Below are 20,871 nucleotides of genomic sequence, written 5' to 3' on the forward strand. Positions count from 1 at the left end.
TTTATTCTCTCGCAGTCCATACGGCGGAGATGTCGGGGTGAACACGCCCAACACACACCGCTGGTTACAGATCGGCCAGGACAACAAGGTCTACGGGCTGACGCATGCCGGGAACAGCCGTGTCCGGTCTTACCTCCAGCAGCGTTGCCGAATATCCCTGCCTGAGAGCCAGATCCCATGTCGGCTGATCCGTGAGTGCTGCCGACTTCTGGGCCTTGTTCGCATCTTCAAGCTTGGCGGCACGATTGACCGCATCCCCGATAACCGTGAATTCCAGTCTGGTCTTGGACCCGATGACACCAACCGTGACGGGTCCGGCCGCGGCGGCCGTTCCTATCTTAAGTTCTCCCGGCCAACCGGCGTCGCGGAACCTTTGCTGTTCGTCTGCAACACTTGCGACAAGCTTTTCCGCGGTCCTGAGCGCATCTGCGGCATAAGTCTCGGAAGGATGCACAGCGCCGAAAGTCGCCAGGATGCCGTCACCCAGAAACTTGTCCACGCGTCCGCCTTCCTGATTGATCACTTCAACGGCGAGGTTCTGGTATTCCGCAAGAACGGCCAATACGATTTCCGGCGGAAGCGTTGCCGAGGTTGAGGTGAACGAGCGGATGTCGGCGTAGAGGATTGCGGCCTCGCGCTGGCTTCCCTCGCCTGCCTCAAGCGACGTGTCGGCATCCGTGATCGACGCAGCGACCTCGGGCGCAAAAAAGCGCCTCAGATCCTTCGCCGCCGCCTGTTCGCGCGTTGCTTCAAACAGCATCGACCGCCCGCGGTAGAGCGCAACCGACAGGATGACGGTGACGGCAAAGATCACCATTGTCTTGTCCAGTTCGGCACCAATCAGGATGGAATTGCCGGTCAGGTATTCGACATAGTTCCGCGTGACGCGCATGGAGTCCATTTCGGCGAAGGCAGCATAGAAAACGAGCCCCAGCCACCCGGCCACTGCAACGAGCCCTGTTGTCAGGACGAAACGGGGATCGAACCTGAGCGCGCGCAGTCCGATGAAGATGAACACATACATGAGTGTCGGCGCCTTCAGATAGAACGCCGGATGCTGGTCGTACTGAATATGAAACGAGAAGATCAGCCCGACGAGAAGGGCCATGTCGACGCCGATCGAGATCAGCAGATACCATTGCGGCAACTCGAACCGGTAAGACAGCGCGAGACGCAGAACCGTAAACAGGAAATAGGCACCCAGCGCAACCGGCACGAAGTTGAACCCGGCCGTGCCCTCAGCCCTTGGCGCGAGTGCGTAGAGCACCGAAAAGAACAGAACAAGCCCGAGCTGTACCCAGGAGATGAGGCGCTCCGAGGAGGCCTCCCGCGCCCTGATTTCGGCCCGCACCCTTTCGGGCACACCTGTTTCGGGAGGTCCGCCCTGTATAATATAGCGGAGTGATTGCGAAAATGAGCTCATGTTGATCCAGCTTCAAAACCAGACCGGAGTGTCCACTTTCGGCAAGGATTTCGCAATAAGATACGCGTGAATGTGACCGGCCGTGATGCCGCAGGCACACCAGTGTCACAAAAGCCGTAGCTGTTCCACTTTCTGGACGAGCTCGCTTTGCCGGCGGCAACCCGATTTCGACAACGCGGATTTGATCTGGTTTCTGACCGTGTAGATGCTGACTTTGCGCTGCTCCGCCACCTCCGCCGACGTGAAGCCGTCCGCGAGCATCAACACCGACTGCGCCTCGGCATGGCTGAGCGACAGCGTTTTGCGCAGCAAATCAACAACGGAGACCTGGTTCGCGGCAGGTTTGAGCGCAAGAAGCGTTGCGGCCATGCCGCTGTTCAGGAACGCCCCGAAGGGGGACCGGTCAAGATCGCCAAGTCTCATTGCGAGTGTTCGGCAGGTCCATTCGTTGCCCGCAAGATCTGCAAGCCTGGTGTTTGCAAACAGATGCGGATTTCCTGCCGCCTGCTTCGCGGCAACTGTCTTGAATTTCTCCTGGACATCGCAACAGGCGAACGTCAGACGCTGGAAAACGTCACTGCGAACCAGATTGCCAACGGCAAGCAGACGCTGCGCTTCCGGGCATGCATAGTGAAGCACCAGGTCGGCATCGACGACCAGTATCGCCGTTCCACCGCCAAGCAGATGCCGCTCCGCTGCCCATTTTTCAAACTTCAAGCCCTTGATCATGCGGTTGATTTCGAGCGACTGCCGAATTACCGGTGCAAGCGCGACGCACAGTCTCAGCCAGTTCTCTTCATGGCGCTCCTTGTCCTTCGCGCGCATGTTGCCACCGATCAGAAACATCCGGCTTGCATCATATGCAAGCATGGAACCGCCACCGGCATAAAGATCTTCAAGCGGGTGAAGAATGTCCGCATAGAACTGCGTTCGCTTGAGCTGGTCGGGCGCGCATAGTTCGTGCGAGGAGATCGAATCGCCGATACCGCACTTCGGGAAATTGGCCGCGAAAGGGTTCTTGTCCGCAAAGTGTTGTTCGTAAAGCTGAAGAATCGCAGGGTCATACCCGGACGCGTAAGCCAGGGGCGCTGCCTTTGTCATCTGATCGTAGCCGATCAGCTGGGTACATACGCGCGTTCGCAATGTGCCCGACATCGCGTCGAGAAAAACCTGCCATTGGCTCGGATCCATGGCGGCCGACATGGCCAAATTCGATAATTCAATGATCTTTTCGGAAGTTACGACCACGCGCCCCCCAATGTGGTATCGATAACGTTTCAATTGATCGCGCGCCTGCAACCTCGACGCAACTCAAAATTTATAGGCGAATATAGTCCATTTGGACCATGCGATTTACGCGTAGGTCTAGTAAACAGATGTTGATCGCGTTGTTCGGTTTCAGGCAGCGAGCATTTTGCTGTCGTAACCGTAATTCGTTTGCAACATGGGAATTCCCGCATTCCCGCAATCGGCGAGCGTTCAATTTTTAAAGCTGTGTTGTTTTTTTGGGCGGCCGTTTTGGGCCGCCGTTTTTTTTTATTCTGCGCTTTTGGCGCGCGCATTGATTTGTTTGACCCACTCCTTGAAGAAACCAGCAAACTGCCTTGCATGCGGAGCAGCGGTCAGGAACGGACCTATGGCTTCAGAACCATGCCTTCGCTGGCAACAAGGGTGCCGGGGTATGCAGCCTGGGCAGCAAGGCCTATTTCATCGAGTTCGTCATCGGAGCGGCGCGGATCGTGATGGAACAGCACCGGTGTCTTGACATTTCCCAGGCGAGCAAGCTGCACCGCCTTTTGCCAGGTTGAATGTCCCCAGCCCTGGAAGCTATCGTACTCGTCATCGGTGAACATGGCATCGTAGATCATGATGTCCGCGCCCTGAACGAAACCGGGCAAAACTTCATCCACCGCCGGGTCTCCGTGCTCGTGGTCCGTAATGATGCAGATGGATTTTCCATGATAGTCGAACCGGTAACCGCAAGCCCCGCCCGGGTGGTTTAGCCGCGTGGTACGTATGACAAGATCGTCATCGCGCGGGATGTCGTCACCTGCCGTGAAGGATTTGAACTCAACTGCCTTCAGGGTCTTTGCAGCCACCGGGAAGATCGGCGGAGACATGATGCGGCTTACAATGTCGACAAGTTTCGTGCCGTCCTGGAAGTGTCCGGCCCAGGCCGTGACTTCGAAATTCGGATCGTAAGCCGGTTTGAAGAACGGCAGTCCGCAAATGTGGTCAAGGTGCGTGTGGGTGAACAGAAGGTCGAACTTGCGGGCCTGCCCCCGGCACAACTCCATTCCGAAATTGCGGGCACCGGAACCGCAATCGACAAGTATCAGCGCATCGCCTGCGCGGATTTCAAAACAGGAGGTTTCGCCCCCGTATCGCAGCGTGCTTGACCCCGGTGTCGGCGTGGACCCTCTGACGCCCCAGCAGCGGAGTAAAAATTCATCAGCCACGTTTCACTCCCTAACCACCGGAAGCCCCCCGGCGGGCATCTGCAAGATCGCGGGTCGTCCGCTCGAGCCGCAATGCCAATGTTCGCATGACTTCCAGTGAAATATCCGGAAATTCTTTCAATAGTTTCAAGAAATCATCCTTGGAAACGGTCAGGACATCCATATTGTCGGCGGCGACCAGTGTTGCCGTACGCGGAACATCGCACAGGATTGCGATTTCCCCGACGATCGAATTCTCTGCGACCTGAGCGACTTTCTTTTCGCCTTCCGGCGTATCGACCAGCACGTCGGCGGCACCGGAAAGGATAATAAAGGCACTGTCTCCTTCCTCCCCCTGAGAACAGAGCCGCTCGCCAGATGTGTATTCCGTACGTTCGCTTATGAAGGCAAGAAGACGCAACTTGGTTTCATCTATGCCATGAAACAAGGGCACCTTTCGAAGGGCTTCAACTTCTGTTTCTAGCGTCATCGCTTGCTCCCGCCGTCATTGTTGTTCCCGCGTATTTTTTTCTTGGCATGCAATTGGATGCTGCAGGTTCCATGCCTTCCCACATAAAATGGCATTTTTCTACCCTTTATCCGCAATCCGCCCCTGATCCAGCACGACGCGATGGTCGAATTCGGCCGCAATTTCCCCGTTTGAGGTCCCGTAAAGGAACGTTTTTCCGGACAGGAACTCACGCAAAGCATCGCGCAGCGTCTTGTCTTCTTCGGTCAATCCCGTTGCAATATCATCCAAAATTGTAATCTTTGCGTTCTTCAGAAGACCGCGCACCAACGCAATCCGGCGGCGCTGGTTTGCCGAAAGACGCGAGCCGGAAACACCGACATGATACCCGAACCCGGCATAGATGATCGGGTGCCGCAGTCCCGTTTCCTCTACAATGGTCCGTATCACGTCATCAATGCGGCGACGTGCATCGCGCCGGTCGACGCGCGCCCGTCCGAACAGAAGATTGTCTTCGATGGTCAGAGGCGGCAGATAGACATCCGGATCAAAGGCGACAAAACTGTCGCTGTCCTTGACCACGCCATCGAGAAACTGTTTGCGGGCTGCTATGATTTCGTCGCGAAGCGCGTCCGTCATGACACCGAGACGGTGCCGGGCCGGAACGAGCTTGAAGGCGAGCCCCATCAGTTTCATCCGGTCGGCGTCGGTCAATCCCGGCCGCTGCTGCTCCGACTTCGCAATGCGGACTATTCTCTCGAATTCGGGAAGGTCGTCCTGGTTGATGAAGGAATAAGACCCCAGCAAGCCGCTGTCGCCCGATACGTTTGCGAACAGTTCGAGCATCGTCTCGGCGATCTTGAGGCCGATGTCCTGAAGCTTCTTGTCGAAACCCGTTTCCGAGAGGAATTTCTTGACCTCTTCCAGTTCCGGCACCTGATCCATCGTTATCTCAGGGTCGGACGGCACCGCGAAGAAAAGGTTTTCCGCCAGGCTTGCGCTCGCGTTGAAGCTGTCCGCATGCCAAAGCTCGACCAGTCCGGCGAGTTTCGGCTCGTTGGCGATCCTGCCGGCCAGGCTCTTTCGCACGTTGAGAATCTTCTCGGCGAACGCATCGTTCATGGACGGATCCAGCCTCGATTGAAGTCCGAGACGGTAGATGTCGTTATCGAGCCTGACCGTCTCAAGCAGGGCGAGCGCCTTTTCGTCGAGTTCGTCGTCGTTGCTGACGCCCGCCGCGTCAAAGTCGTTCCATTCCGCCGCCAGGTCGTAGACCGGGTTCTTGGTCTGGTTGGCCTCGTTCACCCGGCGCTTGTACTTTTTCTTTTCCTCACTGTCCCGCTCCGGCGGTACAAGCGGCCTGTGCCGCAGGCCGTAGTAGAGATTGTCCCTGATCGTGCCGGTCCACACGTGAACAGCACCGCCGACATAGGCGATTTCCCGGCCCAGGGTGCTGTCGTTCAACTTGTCCAGGTCGTGATCGCCAATCAAAACCTTGCCCGAAGCGGCAGACACCAGGCCAGCCGCCAGCTGCAGCACCTCCGACCGGCCGGACCCGTCGGGCCCCACGATCGCGCACTCGCTTTGCGCCGGCACCGTAAGCGAGATGTCCATGACTTCCTGACCGGCGGCGCCACCGGAGAAACTGACGCGCTCGAACTTCACATCACCATCGAGTTTGACATCATCATCAGCGGTCAGCCGTTCGGTGTCATAGATGTCGGGCGGGTCGAAATTCTCGACCACGGTCTGATACTTGACGCTGACGTCGGCAGTCATCTGGTAGAAGGACAGAAGCAGCTTCCACGGTCCGGCCAGATCCTTGTAAGCCGCGATGACAGCCAGCAACGCACCAATGCTGAGGTTCCCCTGAATGACCAGGTAGCCGCCGATCAGGTAGAAAAAGAACGGCGTCAGCTGGTTCATGAAATTGTTCAGGAACTTGATGAGGAACTTCCGATTGAAGATCTCGTAGCGGATCTTGAAGTTCTCGTAGAGACGGTCGGAGATATCCGCCGAATGCCAGGCTGCTGCGTCGTTGGCGTGAATTTCCGCAACGCCCGTTATGCTTTCCCCCACCTTGTCGGCGATGACGCGCACGTTCTTGACCCGCTTGCGCGACAGAAGGATGACCTTCTTCTGCAGCATCGGAATGACGTAGCCCTGGATCGGATAGGAACTGACCGCGGCGAGGCCAAGCAGCGGGTCCTGCATGAAAATGAAGCCGAGCTGCACGATCAGCATGCCGCCCTGATAGGCGGGAAGTGCGAATGCTTCACCGATATATCCGCCGACATCCTCCACTTCGGAGGTGATCATCGGGATGATCTCACCCGAACTGACTTTCCGGAAATGCGGGAGACGAAATCTCAGGACGCGTTGAAACAGCTCAAAGCGAAGCCTGCGCAACATGCGCTCGCCAAGCCGCCCCTTGTAGACGTTGAGGTAGAACTTGAGCCCGTTGGAAACGACGACGAGCCCCAGAAAGGTCAAACAGAGAAGGACGAGGTAAGGGATCTGATCAAAGTCGAAGCCAAACACGTCTCGCGGGAAATTGTCGCCCTGAACGGCATCGTTGACGATCAGCTTAGGTAATTCTAGCAGGAAGTAGACCACCGGATACGTAAGTACGGTGACCATGAGGATAAATATCTGCTGGCGAGCACTATACTTCCAAATGAATCCAAATAGGCTTTTTTCCATTCGCTCGTCCAAACACTTATGGATCAATTATGTTCATTGTGATCATATTGGTATATTAGCGACCCAAAATCGATGCGCCAGCCAGGATTAGCATTTGCCACAAGCAGTTTAAATCCGTCCAATGCTGAAAACCTCATGTTCGTGAACATCCGGACGTGACAACACTTGATGATATGAGACATAAGCTCCCAGGGGCAGCATTACAAATCAGGGGCAGTATGAGTTCCAAGACGCCGAAAATTCTGATCTACAGCCACGACTCGTTCGGGTTGGGTCACCTGAGACGATGCCGTGCGATTGCGCATTCCCTCGTCGGAGATTTCGACACCTTGTCCGTCCTGATCCTTTCCGGGTCCCCGATCATCGGCAGTTTCGAGTTCCGTTCACGCGTTGATTTCGTCCGGATTCCAGGCGTCATCAAGTTGCGGAACGGTGAATACACCCCGCTTTCGCTTCACATCAACATCGATCAGACGCTCGCGATCCGATCCTCGATCATCGAACACACCGCGAAGGTCTTCGAACCGGATATCTTCATTGTCGACAAGGAACCGCTCGGTCTGCGCGGCGAGGTCCTCGGCACGCTTGAAGCCCTGAAAAACACGGACACCCGGCTGGTTCTCGGATTGAGAGACGTGATGGACGACACCCAGGTCCTGAAGGAAGAATGGGATCGCAAGAACGTCTATCCCGCGCTCCGGGATCTTTATGACGAAATATGGGTCTATGGCCCGGAAGATATCTGCGATCCGCTTGAAGGCATCGACGTTCCTGACAGCGTCACCGAAAAACTGAGATACACAGGTTACCTCAGACGCGAGCTGTCGACCCCTTCGCTCGAGCAACCACTCGCCGCCCCTTTCGGCGAGGAACCTTATGTGCTGGTCACACCCGGTGGCGGCGGCGACGGTGTCGAAATGGTCGACTGGGTCATGCGCGCCTACGAAACGCGCCAGCGCCCGCTGTTTCCGGCCCTGATCGTGCTGGGCCCGTTCATGCCTGCCGCAGCCGCCGCCCAGTTCAGCGAACGCGCGGAACACCTGCGAGATGTCGAAATCATCCGCTTCACGCCGCAGATCGAACCCTATCTTGCCAATGCGACGGCCATTGTCGGCATGGGGGGATACAACACTTTCTGCGAGATCCTGTCGTTCGACAAGCCGACCCTCATGGTCCCCCGCGTTCTGCCGAGACGGGAACAGGCGATCAGGGCGGAACGGGCGGAACAAAGCGGTTTGCTCAAGGTACTCCCGATCGACCGGTATCCGGACTCCGACCTCATGGCGAAAGCGCTTTCCGACCTCCCCTCGCTCAAGCCGCCCTCGTCCGCCAATGTGGACCGGCTTCTGGACGGGCTGGATGTCATCTCCTCGCGTGTCGGCGAAATCTTCGACTTGAACCGCGCTGCGGACGCCCGGAAACTGGTCAACTTCTAGAGTCGGCCCCGCTCCCAAAACATCTGGAAACTACCGCACATGTCCCGAATTGCCGTCGTGGTCAAAGGCTATCCGCGTCTTTCAGAAACCTTCATCGCCCAGGAGATGCTCGGTCTGGAAAAGCGTGGAATCGAGCTCCTGATTGTCGCGCTCCGGAAACCCTACGATCCCTATATCCATGAGCTGCACCGGCAGATCTCGGCGGAAATCCTTTATCTGCCGGAATATGTCAAAGACGATCCTGCAAGGGTTGCACGGGCCAAGAGCTGGGCCCGCAGGCAGCCCACATATGCAGACGCCAGGAAGCTCTTCGAGATCGACTTCAGCAACCAGCCGAATGCCGACCGCCGCCGGCGATGGGCGCAGGGATGCGTTTTCGCGCATGAACTGCCGCAGGATATCAACTGGATCTACACGCATTATCTCCACACACCCTGCTCGGCCGCGCGTTATGCCGCTCATCTGTCCGGCCGCAAATGGTCCTTTTCAGCCCACGCCAAGGACATCTGGACGAGCCCGGAATGGGACCTGAAAACAAAGATCAACGATGCGGATTGGGGCGTCACCTGTACGCGCGTGAACGCGGAGTATCTGGGCGGGCTCGCAAAGAAACCCGGCAAGGTCGAGTTGCTTTATCACGGTCTTGATTTTTCAGGATTTCCCGAACCGGCAGCGACCGATCCGATGCGCGCGGGCGACGCGGATCCGGTGCGGCTTGTCTCGGTCGGGCGCGCGGTTGAGAAGAAAGGCTATGACGATCTGCTTCAGGCCCTCGCCAACCTGCCGCAAGACCTGAACTGGCAGTTCACGCATATCGGCGGCGGAGACCTCTCCGAAGCCCTGAAGACGATGGCCCGGTCACTGGGGCTGGCAGACAGGATCACCTGGCGCGGAGCACAACCGCGCGAAGAGGTGATCGCCGCCTGCAGGCAATCCGATCTTTTCATCCTGCCATCCAAGCTTGCAAAGAGCGGTGACCGGGACGGACTGCCGAACGTCCTGATGGAAGCCCAATCGATGGGACTGTGTTGCCTTTCGACACGGGTCTCGGCGATCCCGGAACTGATCCTTGAGGACGAAACAGGTGTACTGGTTGATCCCGGCGCTCCGGAGCAACTCGCCAAGGCACTGGAAACGCTCGCAAAGAACCCGCGCTTGCGCCGGGATCTCGGCCTTGCAGCTGCAAAGCGCGTGCGGACACATTTTTCAACAGATCCCGGCCTTGACCGGCTGGCTGCGAAATTTCGTAAAGTGGTGTGACGAAAACAGCCGGGTAAACCTGAATGAAAATCGCCTTCACAGCACCGATGAAGCCGTTGGACCACCCGGTGCCTTCCGGTGACAGAACGATGGGGCGGCTTATCGTCAAGGCACTGGAAAGCAATGGCCACGATGTTCGGATTGCAAGCACCTTCCGCTCCTGGCGCAAGGAGGCTGTGGAGGCGGTTCAAAGGGACGCCCGGCGCGAAGCGCTCGCGGAAGCAGACCGTATCGCGCTTGATTGGGAAACCAGTGGTTACAGACCGGATCTATTCCTGACCTATCACCTCTATCACAAGGCCCCCGACTGGATCGGTCCGGTCTTGAGCGACCGGTTCGGCCTGCCCTACACCGTTGTGGAAGCGAGCCGTGCACCCAAAAGGCAAACAGGCGACTGGGCATTCGGATTTGCAGCGGCCGACCATGCGCTGAAGCGGGCCGATGCCGTCGCTGCAATCCACAACGCCGACGTTGCCTGCCTGAGACCGGTCGTTGACCCTGAGCGGCTGCAGGTGCTGCTGCCCTTCCTCGATGCCGCCCCGTTTCAGGCAGTCGCGGACAGCGCCAGGTTACCTGCTTCGGTTCCATTGAAACTCATTGCGGTCGGCATGATGCGCGAGGGAGACAAACAACGGTCCTTTGAAGTGCTCGCCGAGGCACTGGAAAAGCTCCCCCGCCTGCCCTGGCAACTGACGCTCATCGGTGACGGTCCGGCAAGGGATCGTATCCTTGCTCTGTTTCCACCGGATAAGACAACCTGGCTCGGCGCTCTGCCTCCGACCCGGCTGCCGGACCAGTATGCTGCGCATGACCTGCTGGTGTGGCCGGCCATTCGCGAAGCCTTCGGCCTTGCGCTTCTTGAAGCTCAGGCGAGCGGAACCGGCGTGATCGCCGGCGACACGTTCGGTGTCCCCGACATTGTCCGAGACGGTGAAACCGGATTTCTGTCTCCAGAGGGGGACGCCGGAGCCTTTGCCGCGAACCTCAAGCGCGTGATCGAAGATCCGGGCCTGGCAGACCGCCTCGGACACGCTGCACAGGTTCATATTGCCGAGAACCACACATTGACTGCGGGAGCGGCCAGACTGGAAGAACTGATGCGGCGGGCCATCGAAAATCACCGGCAAAGGGCATTGAACTCATGACGTTCAGGGCGTTCATCCACGTTCAGCACCTTCTCGGCACCGGGCATGTCGTGCGCGCTGCCGGCATCGGCAGGGCCCTGGCGGCCAGAGGTGTCGAGGTGACACTGGCCAGCGGCAACACGATTCCGCCAACGCTTGACACAGCGGCGCTCACTGTCATCGAACTGCCAGCCTGCAAAAGTCCGGATGCAGCATTCAAGCGCCTTGTCACGCTCGACGGCGAAGATATTGACGAAAAATGGAAATCCGGGCGCGTTAAAGCATCGATTCAAGCTTTTGACACAGATGCTTTCGACCTGCTGCTCACCGAAACCTATCCGTTCGGACGCCGCCAGCTCGACTTCGAACTGACCCCGCTTTTGAACCATGCGCGTGCGAAAGCCCGGCCGCCGCTGATCGCCACCTCAATCCGCGACATTCTCGTACGCAAGAAGGAACTCTGGAAAGAGCAGTGGATGGCGGATCAGGCGCTACGATACTATGACCGGGTCCTCATCCACTCTGATCCTGATTTCATCCGGCTCGGCGACAGCTTCCCCTTTGCCGACACGGTCGATCATCTGGTGCGCTATACCGGCTATGTCGGCGGCGAAAAGCGCCCTGACGCACATGGAACGGATGGCGAGGACGAGGTTATCATCTCCTGCGGCGGAGGCGCGGTTGCCGAAGGGCTGCTTTCAGCGGCCCTTGATGCCAAACCACTTTCGCGCCGGGCGCAAGACACCGCATGGCGTCTCCTGATCGGGCATGACGTCCCGGACGCTGCATTTGACGGCTACCGGAAACATGCGCCCGAGGGTGTCATCGTGGAACGGGCGCGGCGCGACTTTCCTGAACTCCTGAAACGGGCGCGCCTTTCCGTCAGCCAGGCAGGCTACAATACGGTACTGGATGTCCTGATCGCGGATGTTGCCGCGGTTTTCGTGCCCTTTGCCCAGGAAAACGAGACCGAACAGACCCAGCGGGCGGATGCCCTTGAACGCCATGGCCGTGCGGTCGTTCTGGAAGAACGCCAGCTGACGGCCGAACAACTCGCGGCAGCGATTGACGACGCGCTCGCCCTGCCGCATCGCCCGCACAAGGTGCTGTTGGGTGGCGCGGCACGAAGCGCGGACATCTTGGTGCAGGACATCAATGCACGGCGCACCGGCCTTTTCGACAAACACCATTGATACCGGCAACTGCGGGCTGATGCGCCGGATCGGGGATCGCGAGACGTCCGTTGCCGTTGAAAGGTGCTGGTGTGATCACCGCTGCGGAGCTCGCGGAATGGAAGGACGATATTGACAGGCTGAGAAACAAGGACCAAGTGTTCGCCACGATCGGCTACTTTCTTTTCACCGCAACCGCACCCTGACCGCACCGTGATCCAAGACACCTCTTCCGACTTTCACCGCTTCGAAGACGAACTCGTCCGCCACCTCGACTGGTTTGCCGAGCGTGGCCGAAAGGTCTCGTTCTGGTGGCGCGATGACGACGCAATTGAACCGACCCCTGCCCTCGACAGGATGCTGGCACTTGTCAACGAACACGAGGTCGACCTTGCACTTGCGGTCATTCCGAAACACGCGACGGAGGCTCTCGCCAGGCGCTTGGCCAACGAACCCCATGCCTTCGTGCTGCAACATGGTTGGCAGCACAAGAACTTCCAGCTCAAGGAAAAAGGCGAAAAGGCCGCCGAACTGGGATCACGGCGAGACCCCGATGAGCTCGTCAGCCAGTTGCAGGCGGGCAGGACCCGGCTCGACGCTCTTTTCGGCGGCAGGTTCATTCCCGCGATCGTGCCGCCGTGGAACCGGATCGCACCGGAGATTTCAAGGCGCCTTCCCGGCATCGGCCTTCCGGGCCTGTCGACTTTCACCTTTCACAATTTCCCGCGCGATCATCAGGTGCAGTCGCATATCGACATCCTGAAATGGAAAAAACCGGTCCGCTTCATCGGATGGGAAAGCGCGCGCCTGCGCTTCGATCTGCAGCTAACCCGGCGCCGCAACACCCGCGGCGAACCGGTGGGCCTCCTCAGCCATCACCTCGCCCATGACGAGGCGAGTTTTGAGTTTCTGGAAAAATTCCTCGCCATCGCCGCCCATCACGAAGGGGCAAACTGGCCGCGTGTGAAGGATCTGTTTGGTTGAGTCAGGAAGAGCGTTGCCAAGGTTTCGGGGCGCCGGTCACAATCGTCATCCAGGACAGGTAGGGATGGTCGGGATACGGATTTGTTTTTATTGTTTGTCGTCCCGATTTGACGCGTGAGCGGCAAGATCGGGATCCAGTACGCCGTGTGGCTGGAGGTTGGAAGAAGGTGGAGAAACAAGGGATTACTGGTTCCCTGCCTTCCGCTTCGCTCCAGCAGGGACGACAAGTCTGCATACGTAAACGCGCCCTACAGGCTCCATGTTGCGATAAACCAGACGGTAGCGGGACGACCATGGCATCCATGCCGGTACTTGTGGAACGGATTTGCGGATTGCAAACATGTGGAGTGAGAAACGGACACAAGAGCCCTCACTCCGCCGCCGCCGTCTCCTTCAGGACCTTGCCGTATTGTTTTCTGAGCAGCGCCAGTTTCGGGTCGATATACGTCTTGCAGAACGGGCGCTCCGGGCCCTTGGCGTAATAGTTCCGGAAGCGCTCGTCCGAGGGTTTGAAACCGGCCAGCGTGAGCACGCACGTCACCAGCGGTTCATCGAACTGCGGCTGCAGCGCACGCAGCGTGCGGCCGACCTTCACGCCTGTACCCGCGTCATAGACATAGATCGCCGAGCGGTATTTGCCGCGCATCTTGTGACGGGACGTACTGGAATGGGTGCGCAAATGAATCTCGACGAGGCTTTCCAACGGCAGCTCGGAGGGATCAAATGTTGCGATGACGGCCTCCGACCAGGCATCCTCGGGCGGATCGGAACGGATGAACCCCTGCTCCACGCTCGAAACGCCGGCGAGTGCCTGAAAGACCGCTTCGGTGCACCAATGACAGCCGCCGCCCAGCCCGATTTTCAATTCCGCCTCCAGTGACATGTCTTGAATTCCCAGTCTGCCAAAGAAAGTGGTTTGCGAAAAACGCCTTGGCGGAGATTCCCCCAGAGCAGTTTCACCTGAAATTCAGACGCGGCCCCTTGGCGATGCGCCAATCCCAATTTAGGATCGTGCTGTCCCACCGCCAATGGAGTTCTCCATGCCGCACAATCACGATCATGAGCATTCCGAGTTATCGGATATCGAACTGCGCGTTCGCGCTCTTGAAACGCTGTTGACCGACAAGGGCTACATCGACCCTCCGGCACTGGACGCCCTGATCGAGACCTACGAAACCAAGGTCGGTCCGAAAAACGGGGCGAAGGTGGTGGCGAAGGCCTGGGCGGATCCGGACTATCGGACCCGGCTCATGGAGGATGCGACCGCGGCGATCGCCGAACTTGGTTTCGTCGGACGCCAGGGTGAACACATGGTCGCTGTAGAAAACACAGACAAAGCGCACAACATGGTCGTCTGTACCCTGTGTTCCTGCTACCCCTGGACGGTGCTCGGGCTGCCGCCAGTCTGGTACAAGTCGGCGCCTTACCGCTCCCGTGCCGTGCGCGACCCGCGCGGCGTTCTGGCTGAATTCGGCGTATCGCTTCCAGAAGACGTGGAAATCAAGGTCTGGGATTCGACCGCGGAAGTCCGCTACCTGGTTGTTCCGGAGCGGCCGCAGGGAACGGACGGCTGGTCGGAAGAAAACCTGGCAGACCTCGTCACCCGCGACAGCATGATTGGAACCGGGCTGGCGCTCGATCCGGCCCAAAAGGAGAGCGCGGCGTGAACGGGGCACAGGATCTTGGCGGTCAGATGGGGTTCGGCCCGCTCGAACTTGAAGACAACGAGCCGAACTTTCACGCCAAATGGGAAGAGCGCGCCTTCGCGCTCACGCTCGCGATGGGAGCGACCGGAACCTGGAACATCGACAGCTCCCGCTTCGCGCGCGAGTCCCTGCCGCCGCCGGTCTACCTGACATCCAGCTACTACAAGATCTGGACACTCGGACTGGAAAAGCTTCTTGTCGATAACAGCCTGGTCAGTCCGCAAGAGCTGGACGCGGGAAAACCGCTCGAGCCCAGCCAGCCACTTGCGCGCGTCCTCAGGGCAGAAAATGTTGCGGCGACGTTGCAGAAAGGCGGTCCGGCCGACCGCCCTGAGACGGAGCCCGCCCGCTTCAAGTTGGGGGACAGGGTACGGACAAGACGCATGAATCCGGAACATCATACGCGGCTGCCACGCTATGCGCGCGATGTCGTCGGTACGGTGGAAACGGTACACGGCGTCCACGTCTTTCCGGACACCAATGCGCGCGGCCTGGGTGAACAGCCAACCTGGCTTTATGGCATCGTCTTCAAGGGAACCGACATCTGGGGCGCGGACAGCGATCCCAACCTGACCCTGCGGCTTGATCTCTGGGAGCCTTATCTTGACCTTGCATGATGCGCTCAAGTCGACCCCGCGTCTTCCTCTTGACGAAGACGGCGGCCCGGTCTTCGAAGCCCCCTGGCAGGCACGTGTCTTTGCAATGACCGTACAGGCTCATGAATCGGGCATGTTCGAATGGACGGAGTGGGCTGAAGCCCTCGGCAAGGAACTTGCCAAGGACGGAGACGGGAGTGTGGAGACGCCCGGCTATTACGATCGCTGGCTCAATGCTTTCGAGACAATCCTGAGATCGAAGGGCGTTGCGGGTGCCGGGCAGTTGCGTGAGCTGCGGCAGGCCTGGGATGCAGCTGCCAGGGCGACACCCCATGGCGAGCCGATCGAGCTGAAAAGGTGACCGGAGCGAGATGAAGCTGAAGGTGCCTCCTCCCCTGGTTCTGCTCGTTGCGGTCGCGATGACATTCGCCGCCGCGTCATGGTTTCCGGGCCTGACCTTCAAGTTTCCAGGACAGTATGTCCTGGCGGCGATCCTGTTTTTTCTCGGACTGATACCGGACGTGCTCGCGCTCCTGACATTCGTCCGCAAAAAGACGACCGTGAACCCGATGACGCCGGACAAGTCGACAACGCTTGTGACCGACGGCATTTACCGGATCAGCCGCAATCCGATGTATCTCGGCCTTCTGTTTCTGCTTATCGCCGCCTCGCTCTATTTCAGCAGCTTCCTGTCGATCCTGATCATTCCGGCCTTCATCTGGTACCTCACGGAGTTCCAGATCAAGCCGGAAGAAGAAAGCCTGAGACACGTTTTCGGCGAAGACTACGAAACCTACCTGAAAAAAGTACGCCGCTGGGTCTGACACCCCCGTTCATGTTCCCATGTAGAGCCCGCTGCGTTCCTTGAAGGCATCGGCGGCAAAGCGCAGGAACGACCGGATGCGCGCGACGTTCTTCAGGTCGGGATGGGTCAGGACCCAGATATCGAGGTAGCGCGCGGGTTCCATGCCCGGCAGCCTGACAAGATCCGGGTCCGGATCGCCGAGGAAACACGGTAGCCGGCCAATGCCCATGCCCGCCTTCACCGCAGCAAGTAAAGCGATCATGTCATCGGCGACGAGACTGATGAAGGCGGAAGGATATCGGGACCTGATTTCCTTTGGAACGCCCTGCCCCCACCATTTGAAGGTGACACACGGCAGGGAGGCCGCTCCGTGCTGCGTTTCCATGACCTGCCGGTGTTTGCGCGCGAAGGATCGGGACATGTAATAGCAGCGGTTCTGTCCTGTCGCGAGACGGCCGAAAAGCGTCTCACCGGGATTGTCGGTCACCCGTACAGCAATGTCCGCTTCGCGCCGGTGCAGGCTAAGCTTTTCGTTCGCCGCGATCATTTGCAGCTCGATCCGCGGATGCCGTTCTGCGAATTGTTGCATGATTTCGGCAAGCTGCACCTGAAAGAGTAGCTGCGCCGCGGTTACACGCAGCGGACCCTCGAGTTCAGCGTCTTGCGCGGTGATACGGGTGTCGAGCGCGAGAACCTCGGCTTCCATCCGCTTCGCCGCCGCGACCGCCTCTTCACCGGCCGCCGTCGGTACAAAGCCCTCGGGCAAGCGCTCGAACAGCCGTGTCGCCATCCGGTCCTCAAGGGCAGCCAGGCGCCGCGACACCGTGGAATGGGTGACGCCCAGTCCCTTTGCCGCCTTGGTCACATTGCCCGCATTGGCGATGGCCAGCACGAATTTCAGGTCGTCCCAATTGTCCATGAGGTATCGATCACCTTTAAATCCAAATTTTCAAACGCTTTTTTCATACTGGTGCATTTTTGCACAGCCCTGTTTGAAAATTGATGAATTTTGCGCAAGGGCAATTCGGTTTAGCGTTCCGCCATCTTGAAACCGGAGACTACACATGACCGTACAAGCCCTTGCCATGATCACGGTGACCGACAAGGAAACCCTCGGTGCCTATCGCGAAAAGGCCGCCGATGCCCTTGCAAAGCATGGCGGCAGCGTTGTTGCCGCAGACCCGGACGTCACCGTTCTTGAAGCTGCCGGCGACACACCGAACATCGCAGCACTGCTATCCTTTCCGAGCGTTGAAGCCGCAAAGGCCTGGCGCGAGGACCCGGCCCTTGCCGATATCCACGCCCTGCGCAACAAGGGCGGCAGGTCAACGATCGTGGTTCTGCCGGGGTGACGTGAGTTCGTGGAGCTCATACTGATTTTTTGGATTCCGGACCGGCACTCAGCCTGGCCCCACTCGTCCGGAAAGGCCCGGGAATTAGGCATCTTGGAAACATCACACAGGAGTGCGCGTCCCCTCAGGAGTCATCCCCGGCTTGACCGGGGATCCAATCCACTTTGAAAACAAGTGGAGAGCCTGGCGCTGAGAAACGCAGATGGCCTGCCTCGAGCAAGGCACTCTCCGGAAATGAGTGGATCCCGGATCTGCGCTGCGCTGCGTCCGGGATGACGAACCATTAGAGCATTTTCCGGTATTTGAGCTGCTCCCTTACTCTGGGGAGAACCGGATGATGCGTCTCGAGGGATGGCGGCGATGCACGAACCCTTGACCCATCCTTCGAGACTCCACTGCGCTCCGCACCTCAGGATGAGGGGGGTCGAGGCGCGGTTTCTCGGCGGCTACACCACCGGCTTTACCAGGCGCATGCGCCAGGTGACGCCTTTCTTGTCGGAGACAAGGCGGTAGTCATCGAGGACCTCCCACTTTGCCGTGTCGTCGGTCGCCGCCCAGAGGCTGTTGATCAGCCTGTTGGCGCCGGACTCTGGCCGCTTCGGCGAATACATGGAGAGCGCGATGACGCCGTCCTTCTTCAGGAACGGCACGTAACGGCTGACAACGGCGGCCGGGTCGTCGGCGAAGTGGAGTACTTCGTTGAAGACAATCGCGGAAAAGGATTCGCCCGCCTGCGGTTCGAAGGAATGCATGTCGCCCGCCCGGAGTGATGCGATCGACGGATCGACATTGGCGATTTCGAGCGAGGCCGGTGACAGATCCATGCCGACATAACGCTTGATGCCCATCGGCTGAAGACGTTCGTAGAGAAGCCCCTCGCCGCAGCCGATATCCAGAACCTCGTCCATGGAACCGGTCAGGGACAGCCACATGCCGATGATGCCGTAGCGGCCGCTTTCCGGGAGCGAGCGCAGGAAGGCCCAGCGCCCGGCTTCGTATTCCTCATCCCAGCCCTCGGCGGTGGTGGCGTTTTTCGACATGGTGGCTTCCTGACAGCAAAGGCGGGCCGCAACGGCCCGCCGGAGAGTTTAAAATTTCAAGGCATCACTTATAGGGATCTGCCGCGTCACGCAAACCATCACCCAGGAAATTGAACGCAAGAACCACGATAATGATCGGGATGACCGGCGCCATCAGCCAGGGATAGACGGTGACCACGGAGATGTTCTGTGCCTCGTTCAGGAGAACGCCCCAGGAGACGGCCGGCCGGCGCAAGCCGAGGTTCAGGAAGGAAAGCGCCGTTTCCCCCAGGATCATGGCCGGGATCGACAGGGTCGCGGAGGCAATGATGTGACTGGTGAAACCGGGCAGCAGGTGCCGCGTGATCACCCGTTTCGGCTTCGCCCCCATGAGCACCGCCGCCTTGGCGTATTCCTCCTCGCGCAAAGACAGAAGTTTTGAGCGCACGGCGCGTGCAAGACCGGGCCAGTCAAGCAGGCCCAGAATGATGGTCAGCCCGAAATAGATCCAGATCGGGCTCCAGGTCACCGGGAGTGCCGCTGACAGCGCCATCCAGAGCGGGAGCTCGGGGAGCGAGCGGATGATCTCGATCATGCGCTGGATCATGCTGTCCAGAATGCCGCCGAAATAGCCCGCGATGCCGCCGAAGAAGAGACCAAGCACAATGGATATCGTGACTCCGACCAGACCGACCGTGAGCGACAGCCGGGCACCATAGACGAGACCGGAAAACTGGTCGCGTCCGAGACGGTCCGTGCCGATCAGGAACAGCGTTCCGCCTTCCGCAGCGCAGAACAGATGGAAATCAGCGTCGAAAAGTCCCCAGAACTCGTAAGACGCCCCACGGCAGAAGAAGCGGATACGCTGCACATCGTCGGTATTCTCGGTGAAGACCCATTGCAGCGTTTCCATGTCGATCTCGGACGACATGCCGTAGACGAACGGACCAACGAACGAACCCTCGTGGAACAGATGTACCGATTGGGGCGGTGCGAAGAGATGCTGGCTGTCGCGCGAGTTGGGTCCGTAAGGCGCAATCACTTCGGCGAACGGCACACAGAGGTAAAACAGGATAAGCACGACGCCCGACCAGACGGCGATCTTGTGGCGCTTGAACTTCCACCACATGATCTGCCACTGGGACGCCTGAAAGAAGCGCTCCTGTTCCGCCGTCATCTCCTCCGTAACGGCCGGATTGAACGGCGTCGGGTCGACATAGTGCTCGACGTTGCGGGCCGGTGTGCCGTCTTTTGTGTCCATGCTCACGATGACGCCCTCCCGCCAAGACGAATGCGCGGATCAAGAACCGCGAGCAGCAGATCTGATATCAGCATCCCGATCAGTGTCAGGACCGCCACGAACAGAAGGATAAAGCCCGACAGAAACTGATCCTGCGACTGCAGCGCCGAGAGAAGGATCGGACCGACGGTGGGCAGGCTCATCACGACGGACACGATGACCGAGCCGGAAACCATCGATGGGATCAGGTTGCCGATGTCGGCGATGAAGGGGTTGATCGCCATGCGCAGCGGATATTTGATCAGAAGCTGGTTTTCCTTCAGCCCCTTGGCGCGGCCCGTCGTGACATATTGCTTGTGCAGCTCGTCGAGCAGGTTCGCCCGTAATCGCCGGATCATGGCGGCCGTGCCGGAGGTCCCGATCACGATGGTCGGAACGATCAGGTGGGCGAGCACCGACATGGCCTTGTCGAAGCTCCAGGGCTGGTCGATGTACTCCGGCGCCATCAGGCCGCCAACTGACAGACCGAACCATTGATTGAAGAGATAGAGCAGGATCAGCGCGAGCAGGAAGTTCGGTGTTGCCAGTCCGATATATCCCAGGAACGTGAAACCGTAGTCGCCCCAGGAATATTGCCGCGTCGCCGAATAGATGCCGATCGGAAACGAGACCACGTAGACAAACAGTATGGTCGCAAAATTGAGCACGATCGTCAGCGGAAGCGTCGGCCCGACGACCTGTTCAACCGGTTTGTCGAACTCGAAGGACCAGCCCCAGTTCCCCTGAATCAGGCCGTCGAAGCCGTGCGGACCGGGCCAGAGGCCGATCCAGATCAGGTAACGCTCGAAAAAGGGCCGGTCGAGCGAGAACTCCTTGCGCAGGAATTCCAGCTTGGCAACCGAGGACTGCTCGCCGGAGGACTTCAGAGCAGCGATCTGGTTGGAGATATAGTCACCGGCAGGAAGTTCGATGATGAAAAAAGTCAGAAAACTGATCACCAGCAAGGTGGGGACCATCATGAAAACCCGACGAATAATGTAATAGAGCACCTATACTCCCCTTACCCCGACACGATCGCCGCAACACCGGCAAGAGCGCTGAGCGTGCACTTGTCAGTGACTTCCTGTTTGGAGCTCCCTGGCTG

Annotated in this window: 20 protein-coding genes; 10 read left to right on the forward strand and 10 right to left on the reverse strand. The window is 58.8% G+C overall.

Annotation, left to right across the window (positions count from 1 at the left end; translation table 11 throughout):
* Positions 1-64: 64 nt before the first annotated feature.
* The 5 genes from RBB49_RS12660 to RBB49_RS12680 form a co-directional block, all read right to left on the reverse strand.
* A complete protein-coding gene (locus tag RBB49_RS12660; protein ID WP_306143170.1) occupies positions 65-1,363 on the reverse strand; it encodes an adenylate/guanylate cyclase domain-containing protein in 1,299 nt (432 codons plus the stop codon).
* 165 nt (positions 1,364-1,528) lie between these two features.
* The gene (locus RBB49_RS12665; protein ID WP_306143171.1) at positions 1,529-2,626 is read right to left on the reverse strand and encodes a helix-turn-helix transcriptional regulator; all 1,098 of its coding nucleotides are present in this window, start codon (positions 2,624-2,626) and stop codon (positions 1,529-1,531) included.
* A gap of 431 nt (positions 2,627-3,057) precedes the next feature.
* Positions 3,058-3,882, reverse strand: coding sequence for an MBL fold metallo-hydrolase (locus RBB49_RS12670; RefSeq protein ID WP_306143172.1), 825 nt, complete (start codon positions 3,880-3,882; stop codon positions 3,058-3,060).
* A gap of 10 nt (positions 3,883-3,892) precedes the next feature.
* Positions 3,893-4,351, reverse strand: coding sequence for a cyclic nucleotide-binding domain-containing protein (locus RBB49_RS12675; protein WP_306143173.1), 459 nt, complete (start codon positions 4,349-4,351; stop codon positions 3,893-3,895).
* Positions 4,352-4,450: 99 nt separating this feature from the next.
* Positions 4,451-6,970, reverse strand: a complete 2,520-nt coding sequence (locus RBB49_RS12680; protein WP_336623421.1) for an ABC transporter transmembrane domain-containing protein — start codon at positions 6,968-6,970, stop codon at positions 4,451-4,453.
* A gap of 281 nt (positions 6,971-7,251) precedes the next feature.
* Between RBB49_RS12680 and RBB49_RS12685 the strand changes: the two genes are divergently transcribed.
* The 5 genes from RBB49_RS12685 (at position 7,252) to RBB49_RS12705 (ending at position 13,009) form a co-directional block, all read left to right on the forward strand.
* Positions 7,252-8,469: a glycosyltransferase family protein gene (locus tag RBB49_RS12685; RefSeq protein ID WP_306143175.1), complete on the forward strand. Its 1,218-nt coding sequence runs from the start codon at positions 7,252-7,254 to the stop codon at positions 8,467-8,469.
* A 39-nt stretch (positions 8,470-8,508) separates the two neighbouring features.
* Positions 8,509-9,729, forward strand: coding sequence for a glycosyltransferase family 4 protein (locus tag RBB49_RS12690; RefSeq protein ID WP_306143176.1), 1,221 nt, complete (start codon positions 8,509-8,511; stop codon positions 9,727-9,729).
* 23 nt (positions 9,730-9,752) lie between these two features.
* The gene (locus RBB49_RS12695; protein ID WP_306143177.1) at positions 9,753-10,874 is read left to right on the forward strand and encodes a glycosyltransferase family 4 protein; all 1,122 of its coding nucleotides are present in this window, start codon (positions 9,753-9,755) and stop codon (positions 10,872-10,874) included.
* A complete protein-coding gene (locus RBB49_RS12700) occupies positions 10,871-12,046 on the forward strand; it encodes a glycosyltransferase family protein (protein WP_306143178.1) in 1,176 nt (391 codons plus the stop codon). The genes RBB49_RS12695 and RBB49_RS12700 overlap by 4 nt, the downstream gene beginning before the upstream one ends.
* A gap of 192 nt (positions 12,047-12,238) precedes the next feature.
* Positions 12,239-13,009 (forward strand): polysaccharide deacetylase family protein, encoded by a 771-nt coding sequence (locus RBB49_RS12705; RefSeq protein WP_306143179.1) that lies wholly within the window; start codon positions 12,239-12,241, stop codon positions 13,007-13,009.
* Between the two features lie 370 nt (positions 13,010-13,379).
* Here the strand turns inward: RBB49_RS12705 and RBB49_RS12710 are convergent, their stop codons facing one another.
* Positions 13,380-13,892 carry a peptide-methionine (S)-S-oxide reductase gene (locus RBB49_RS12710; protein WP_306143180.1) on the reverse strand — a complete coding sequence of 171 codons (513 nt, stop codon included), beginning with the start codon at positions 13,890-13,892 and terminating at the stop codon, positions 13,380-13,382.
* Positions 13,893-14,049: 157 nt separating this feature from the next.
* On the opposite strand from RBB49_RS12710, the gene nthA reads away from it, so the two are divergent.
* Genes nthA through RBB49_RS12730 form a run of 4 tightly spaced genes read left to right on the forward strand, consistent with a single transcriptional unit; the run spans position 14,050 to position 16,135 of the window.
* Positions 14,050-14,676 (forward strand): nitrile hydratase subunit alpha, encoded by a 627-nt coding sequence (gene nthA / locus RBB49_RS12715; RefSeq protein WP_306143181.1) that lies wholly within the window; start codon positions 14,050-14,052, stop codon positions 14,674-14,676.
* Positions 14,673-15,332: a nitrile hydratase subunit beta gene (gene nthB, locus RBB49_RS12720; RefSeq protein WP_306143182.1), complete on the forward strand. Its 660-nt coding sequence runs from the start codon at positions 14,673-14,675 to the stop codon at positions 15,330-15,332. The genes nthA and nthB overlap by 4 nt, the downstream gene beginning before the upstream one ends.
* Positions 15,319-15,672: a nitrile hydratase accessory protein gene (locus tag RBB49_RS12725; protein ID WP_306143183.1), complete on the forward strand. Its 354-nt coding sequence runs from the start codon at positions 15,319-15,321 to the stop codon at positions 15,670-15,672. Before nthB ends, RBB49_RS12725 begins: the two co-directional genes overlap by 14 nt.
* A 10-nt stretch (positions 15,673-15,682) precedes the next feature.
* Complete coding sequence (locus RBB49_RS12730) at positions 15,683-16,135, forward strand: isoprenylcysteine carboxylmethyltransferase family protein (RefSeq protein WP_306143184.1); 453 nt, start codon at positions 15,683-15,685, stop codon at positions 16,133-16,135.
* A gap of 9 nt (positions 16,136-16,144) precedes the next feature.
* Here the strand turns inward: RBB49_RS12730 and RBB49_RS12735 are convergent, their stop codons facing one another.
* Positions 16,145-17,035: a LysR family transcriptional regulator gene (locus tag RBB49_RS12735; protein WP_306143185.1), complete on the reverse strand. Its 891-nt coding sequence runs from the start codon at positions 17,033-17,035 to the stop codon at positions 16,145-16,147.
* A gap of 145 nt (positions 17,036-17,180) precedes the next feature.
* On the opposite strand from RBB49_RS12735, the gene RBB49_RS12740 reads away from it, so the two are divergent.
* A complete protein-coding gene (locus tag RBB49_RS12740; protein ID WP_306143186.1) occupies positions 17,181-17,468 on the forward strand; it encodes a DUF1330 domain-containing protein in 288 nt (95 codons plus the stop codon).
* Between the two features lie 446 nt (positions 17,469-17,914).
* Here RBB49_RS12740 and RBB49_RS12745 read toward each other — a convergent pair whose 3' ends face one another.
* The 3 genes from RBB49_RS12745 to RBB49_RS12755 all read right to left on the reverse strand — a co-directional run bounded on the left by RBB49_RS12745 (position 17,915) and on the right by RBB49_RS12755 (position 20,776).
* Positions 17,915-18,508 carry a trans-aconitate 2-methyltransferase gene (locus RBB49_RS12745; protein ID WP_306143187.1) on the reverse strand — a complete coding sequence of 198 codons (594 nt, stop codon included), beginning with the start codon at positions 18,506-18,508 and terminating at the stop codon, positions 17,915-17,917.
* A 64-nt stretch (positions 18,509-18,572) separates the two neighbouring features.
* Positions 18,573-19,748 carry an ABC transporter permease gene (locus RBB49_RS12750; RefSeq protein WP_306143416.1) on the reverse strand — a complete coding sequence of 392 codons (1,176 nt, stop codon included), beginning with the start codon at positions 19,746-19,748 and terminating at the stop codon, positions 18,573-18,575.
* 2 nt (positions 19,749-19,750) lie between these two features.
* Complete coding sequence (locus RBB49_RS12755; protein WP_306143188.1) at positions 19,751-20,776, reverse strand: ABC transporter permease; 1,026 nt, start codon at positions 20,774-20,776, stop codon at positions 19,751-19,753.
* Positions 20,777-20,871 lie beyond the last annotated feature (95 nt).

Source organism: Roseibium sp. MMSF_3412 (assembly GCF_030733265.1).
In the GTDB taxonomy this organism is placed as follows: domain Bacteria; phylum Pseudomonadota; class Alphaproteobacteria; order Rhizobiales; family Stappiaceae; genus Roseibium.

Bases quoted from the DNA above. Each gene is read 5' to 3' on its own strand.
- RBB49_RS12710 (WP_306143180.1), bottom strand. From the start codon at position 13,892: ATGTCACTGGAGGCGGAATTGAAAATCGGGCTGGGCGGCGGCTGTCAT.
- nthA (WP_306143181.1), top strand. From the start codon at position 14,050: ATGCCGCACAATCACGATCATGAGCATTCCGAGTTATCGGATATCGAA.
- RBB49_RS12745 (WP_306143187.1), bottom strand. From the start codon at position 18,508: ATGTCGAAAAACGCCACCACCGCCGAGGGCTGGGATGAGGAATACGAA.
- RBB49_RS12690 (WP_306143176.1), top strand. From the start codon at position 8,509: ATGTCCCGAATTGCCGTCGTGGTCAAAGGCTATCCGCGTCTTTCAGAA.
- RBB49_RS12685 (WP_306143175.1), top strand. From the start codon at position 7,252: ATGAGTTCCAAGACGCCGAAAATTCTGATCTACAGCCACGACTCGTTC.
- RBB49_RS12675 (WP_306143173.1), bottom strand. From the start codon at position 4,351: ATGACGCTAGAAACAGAAGTTGAAGCCCTTCGAAAGGTGCCCTTGTTT.
- RBB49_RS12665 (WP_306143171.1), bottom strand. From the start codon at position 2,626: ATGTCGGCCGCCATGGATCCGAGCCAATGGCAGGTTTTTCTCGACGCG.
- RBB49_RS12700 (WP_306143178.1), top strand. From the start codon at position 10,871: ATGACGTTCAGGGCGTTCATCCACGTTCAGCACCTTCTCGGCACCGGG.
- RBB49_RS12730 (WP_306143184.1), top strand. From the start codon at position 15,683: ATGAAGCTGAAGGTGCCTCCTCCCCTGGTTCTGCTCGTTGCGGTCGCG.
- RBB49_RS12695 (WP_306143177.1), top strand. From the start codon at position 9,753: ATGAAAATCGCCTTCACAGCACCGATGAAGCCGTTGGACCACCCGGTG.
- RBB49_RS12680 (WP_336623421.1), bottom strand. From the start codon at position 6,970: ATGGTCACCGTACTTACGTATCCGGTGGTCTACTTCCTGCTAGAATTA.
- RBB49_RS12735 (WP_306143185.1), bottom strand. From the start codon at position 17,035: ATGGACAATTGGGACGACCTGAAATTCGTGCTGGCCATCGCCAATGCG.
- RBB49_RS12750 (WP_306143416.1), bottom strand. From the start codon at position 19,748: ATGGACACAAAAGACGGCACACCGGCCCGCAACGTCGAGCACTATGTC.
- RBB49_RS12740 (WP_306143186.1), top strand. From the start codon at position 17,181: ATGACCGTACAAGCCCTTGCCATGATCACGGTGACCGACAAGGAAACC.